This is a genomic window from bacterium (assembly GCA_013360215.1).
Taxonomy (GTDB): Bacteria; CLD3; CLD3; order SB21; family SB21; genus JABWCP01.
On the sequence record JABWCP010000053.1, the window covers coordinates 1 to 6,036 of the forward strand.

1 protein-coding gene is annotated in these 6,036 nt (G+C 47.2%); it reads right to left on the reverse strand.

The annotated features are described in order from the left end of the window. A partial coding sequence (locus HUU58_16035; protein NUN47183.1) for a choice-of-anchor D domain-containing protein occupies window positions 1-6,036 on the reverse strand: 6,036 nt, incomplete at both ends.

Consider the following 6,036-nt stretch of genomic DNA (forward strand, 5'->3'; position numbering starts at 1 on the left):
GCTGTTCACAACCAGCGTGTCACGGCTTATGCCAAACACTGTCGGAGCGAATTGTACATCCACATAAAGCGTATCGCCGCTAAACAATGTATCCGGCAAACTCATACTACCGATTTCAAAATACGCACTCATATTCGTCACGCCTTGCACGATCACCGCACCGCCTGTAGCATAAAGTTTGATGTTCGCTTGCGCGCTATCGCTTACAGCGACATTACCAAAATCATAACTTGACGGTATCGCCACCAGTGTACCCGGCACGCCAATACCATCCAGTGTTATATTCATACCACCGTTAGTCGCATTGCTGCTAACACGCAGCGTATCCGTTTCGATACCAAAGACACCTGCATTATACTGTATCGTTACACTCAGTGTATCGCCTGCGTACAACGTCGAAGGCCCTGTCGCCGATACTACCTGGAATGCCGGACCGGCCAGCGTACTGCTTACCGTTACGGCACCACCCTGACTGTAAAACTTGATCGTCTGCTGTGCATTCTGACCAACCTGTACATTACCAAAATTCAGCGCTCCGCTACTCGCCAGCAGCGTGCCTGATGCACCTGTACCTGAGAATGCTACAGTATATGTTGATGCGAACGAGTTATTCGTAAGCTTCAGTGTGTCCAGAGTCGTCGTAAACGTCGTCGGTTTATAACGTATCGTATACACCAACGTATCACCGCTGAAAAGAACACTCGGACCACTCTCCGAAACAATCGTATAACCGCCGCCATTGAGTGCGCTGCCGCTTACGGCGACTGCACCACCATTGCTGGCCAGTTTGATCACCGCATCCATACTATCACCTACAGCCACATTGCCAAAATCATAACTTGAAGGCAATGCCACCAGAGTTCCCGACACGCCTGTACCTGAGAGCGCGACCGTATATGTCGAAGTTACCGAGTTATTCGTAATCTTCAACGTATCGAGAGTCGTCGTAAACGTCGTCGGTTTATAGCGTATCGTATATACCAGCGTATCACCTGAATACAATGTTGATGGGCCGATCGAAGATACGATCGAATAACCGCCACCATTGAGTGCAGTGCCGCTCACTGCAACCGCACCACCATTGCTGGCCAGCTTAATCACCGCATCCATACTATCGCCTACGGCTACATTACCAAAATCATAACTTGAAGGCAATGCAACCAAAGTTCCCGGGATACCTGTGCCCAAAAGCTCTACCATCAGCGGAGATGAATTCTGACCATTGTGATTGACCGATATCGTATCGCGTTCAATTCCAAACACATTAGCATGATATTTTGCATACACCCGCATAGTGTCAGTCAAACCGAGAAACGTAGGACCGCTAACGGAATCAATATCAAACGAGCCACCGGCCAACATCGATGGCATACCGCTGATCAGCACGTTACCGCTTACAGCAAACAATTTAACTTCCGTTATGGATGAAGAGTCACCGACAGGAATATTACCAAAGTCGGGATTGACCACAAAGGCACCCAATGTACCGGAAACACCCGTGCCATAAACTGCAACATGTGTTATTGATTCGTCGGCATCATTGCTTATAATGGTGACCGAATCTGCATAACTGCTAAATCCATCCGGCAAGAAACGAACAACCAGTTTGACAGAATCGCCCGGAGTTAATGTGAGATTATTGGGCAGGGTATCCACAATTGTAAATTGGGGACTCCCGCTCTCAATTGAAAGCGAAGTAATATCCAGAGCGCCGGCGCCAATATTTTTTACAAATACTGTATCTATCTGACCGTTACCACTCAATATCCCGCCGTAATCTAAGTACGTGCCGGTCAAAGTATATACGACGATCTCCGGTTGCGGTGCAAATGGCATCGAAAACGCCGAGGTACCCTGCGCACTATCCTGCATAGCCGTAATCGCAGTACCTGCAGGAATATTTACTTTCAACGACCAGTCGCCAGACGCATTGGCCGTCGTCGTACCAAGGGTAAAGCGACCTTGGTTAGCGGAATCAGCAAACACCTGAATAAAGGCGTTAGGTGAAGCCTTGCCATACACGGTCGAATCCGTTCCGACAGAAGTAATCTGCGGGGGCACGATATCGCTTTGAGTACCTGTTTCTAAATAGAAGCCATTACCGTTTCCAAAAATCACATTATCGCGCACAATGATACTGTCCGTTCCAGAATTCAGCATCGCAATCGCATTGGTGCTGCTATAGGCGATTGTGTTTCCGATGATCGAATCGCGCGATGCTCCGCTGCTAAGATTGATAGCGTCGCTGGTATTGCCCAGATTTTCCGTACCTGTTACATCCGTACCTATATAGTTACCCTGAATTTTGTTTTCAGCACTCTTGATAATCCACACACCATAGTTGGCAGACGCTGAAATTATATTCCGTTCAGCCGCCGTAGCGCCGCCGATCAGATTAAGTCGGGGTGAACCGGAACCGCCTTCATTAATTGTAACTCCGACACCGTTACCGATTGCCGCCATTCCATTGATATCGGTTCCGATAAAATTACCTTGGACAAGATTGGAATCCGATCCCAAATTGGTAATTTCAACGCCGCTATACGTGTTACCAGAAATCACGTTTCGTGCTCCGGCAACCGTACCGCCGATCCGATTTGCATGAGCACTATTGAGTACCACTCCGGATCCGTTGGATATCGCTGCATTACCTGCAGCGTTCGTTCCGATCAGATTACCTTGTATGATTTGCCCGCGCGTACCAATATTACCTACGACTACAGCAGCACCATTGTTACCGGATATTACGTTACCGGCTCCCGGCAATGTGCCGCCAACGACGTTATCATGCGCTTGATTGAGAATGAATATGCCGCTCTGCGTATTGCCCAAATCAACATTTCCGTTTATATCGGTACCGATATAATTACCTTGTACCACGTTATACGCAGAGAATCCCTGCATCATAATACCGCTGTTACCATTTCCGGAAATAACATTGCGATGATTGGATGTCAATCCACCTATCGTGGTATGCATGGAATTATTATCAAGTGCAATACCCCACGAACCATTGCCGAGATCAGACGTACCGTTGATGTCCGTTCCGATGAGGTTTCCCCAAACGTAATTGGAATCTGTGCCCGCATCCGTAATGAGAATACCGGTATTAGTATTACCGGAGATGACGTTTTGATTTACGCCAAGGGTATCACCGATCTCATTGTATTTGGAACCGCCGATTAAAGAAATACCGATGAGGTTAGGATAACCGATGATACCGGACGCATCCGTTCCGACCAAATTATCTTGTACCTTATTATAAGAACTACCGGCAATCAATATACCCGACTGCGGATGATTGGAAATCACATTACCGATGATCTGACTTCCACCGCCGGCATCTAAAGCAATACCGTGATAGTTATTGGGGATCGTAGAATTATCCGAACCGATACCGATGCGATTACCGCGAATCGTATTAAGAGGACCCGCCGCATAAATACCAGTACTGTCATTGCCGGCGATAATATTACTATCGACAGTCGCCATCGCAAAAATATACACACCCAAATCTTGATTACCCAATCCGATGGTTCCGGTAGCATCCGTACCGATACGGTTATTACGTATCACCCAGTTAGCACCGGTCGAACCAACACCACCCCAAGCATTGTTATAGATCGTACTATTGATCACGGAGTCATTACTCGTTTGGCCGATGATACCATAACGCTGAGCATTACGAACTGTGAGGTTTTCAGCTTTACTGTTATTACCTGTAAGGCCTGCATCATCAAAGAAAATTCCAAAACGCGCCTGTGCCGAACCGTTTTGTGCATCCAGCGTCATATTTCGAATCGTTACGTTCGGTGATTGAACACTAAATATTGTATTATCGCCAAATGGGAATGACACGCTCACCTGTACCGTATTATTATTTGTTTCACCGTCAATAACAACCGGTCCCGAAGCATCATTGATCTCCAGATCCGAATCAATGAGTATTGTAGCATTGGAAATTGCAAAACGAATGCTATCAGCGCCTGGCAATGATGCAGCGGCGGCAATCGCTGCGCGCAACGATCCATCACCTGCGTCAGCCGTGTTTTTAACAAGTAGGGGATCAAAATCAGCAGAAACATCGGCTGAATAGCCTCCCGCCTGACCGGCACTGTCCAAAGCGCTTACACGGTAATAATAAATATTACCGACCACTGCATTCACATCAACAAACGCCGTATCTCCGGCGGCTGTCTGATCAATCGAATCCGTAAGGGACGGAATAAATCCGGGCGTGGTGCTCCGATAAATAATGTATTTCTCCAGATCCGTCTCAGAATTGTGATGCCACGTCAATCTCACTGAATCCGGGAAAAACGTCGTAGCCGAAATCCCGGCCACAGTCGCTGGCGCCATCGCCGCCGAAGTTACAAAATCAGCGCCATTAACTAGGTTGCCGTTGTATGCATTGGGTGAGGCATCAAGAGCTGTAGTCGAAGCAGACGGTTCATCCAAATGATAAAGCGCTACAAGCCCTACTTCATCGCCGCGATACGGTTTGGCCAAGCCGGAGGTGATTTGTGCTGGTGCCAGCGCATAATTCCAAATTGACAATTCATCAATCTGACCGTCGAAAGTTCCCCATCCGTTATTATAACCGCCGATCCATGCGTTGACGCTTGAAATAGTTCGCGCATATGCACCGTTGGCCTGTTCAACGCCATTCACGTAGAGTCGGGCCATGCTTCCATCAAGCGTTAAAGCCACATGGGTCCACGCATTGATCGGAATCTGCCCCGATGATGTGGATACAGCACCTGATGGGAAGCCGTATTCATAGTATAATGTACCATCCGGCAAAAGCCCCAATGCAAAGCCGTCTTCATTGGTACCGGAACTTCCACGATTAGACCAAATGGCGTGTTGTTGAGCCGAAGAGGGGTTTATCCAAGCGGCTATCGTCATAGAAGTATTTTCAAAAGTGCTAGGCAACGCAACAAATTCAGAGTTCCCAGCCTCAAGAGCCAGCGCATTGCCGGATTCAACAACTGGAACGGCGGCATCTTGAATCGAATAATTTCCAATTTGTCCCGCACTGTCTTCACCCGTAACTCGGAAGTAGTACATCTGCCCGTTTACTAAACCCGTTGCAGTAAAGGTAGTGTCGTTGACATCACCGTCTGTCGTTGTACCGATATCCGTTGTTGGGTTAGCCGTGATGCCGCTATAAACATGGTAACGGAAGAAATCGGCATCTGTATTTTTGTTCCACTTGAGTTCAACTTGACCATTATGCGCAATCGCATATACCCCGGAAGGTGCTACAGGAGCCATGGCGCCGGAAGTTACAAATACAGCATCACCGGCCAAAATTCCATTATTTATCCCATTAGACCCATCATAACTTGTGGTACCTGTCGCTTCGTCAAAGTGCCATAGACCAACAAGATTCGGTTCATCACCTCTGTATGACCTATCTTTCGCAGATTGTATCTGCGCTTGAGAAAACGCAGTATTCCAAATACTAACTTCATCAATTTCACCATTAAAAAACTCGCTAGGGCTTCCGCCATACGAAGAAGCGCCGATCTTGTGTCTGTTTGCAGTGCTATTAAAAAGTATATTACCTGTTGTAGGCACTGTACCTATTAGGATTCCATTCTTGTACAGTCTTTTTGAGGTGCCGTCATATGTTGCTACAATATGATGCCACTTGCCCATAAATTCAGTCGGATCAATAACGATATCCAATTCGTTGTAACCCCCACCAGTATTTAGACCGAAGGTAAGCGTATTACCCGACTGAAATGATAATAACCAATCCGGTGTGGATCCTGAAAGCGGATCTTGCCTTACAATTTCGTAATAACCGTTTACAGCATTCGGTTTGATCCATGCTTGAATCGTAATCTGGTTACTTGAACTCAGATTAATTTCATTGATGGACACATAATCGCCAGCACCATCCAATACCAACGCATTTCCGGCTTCTATAACCGGCACGACCGCATCTTCATTGGAGAATGCGCTAACCGAATTGCCCGGCCCAACAGCTGAGACTCGGAAGTAATACTGCGTGCCATTGGAAAGAGC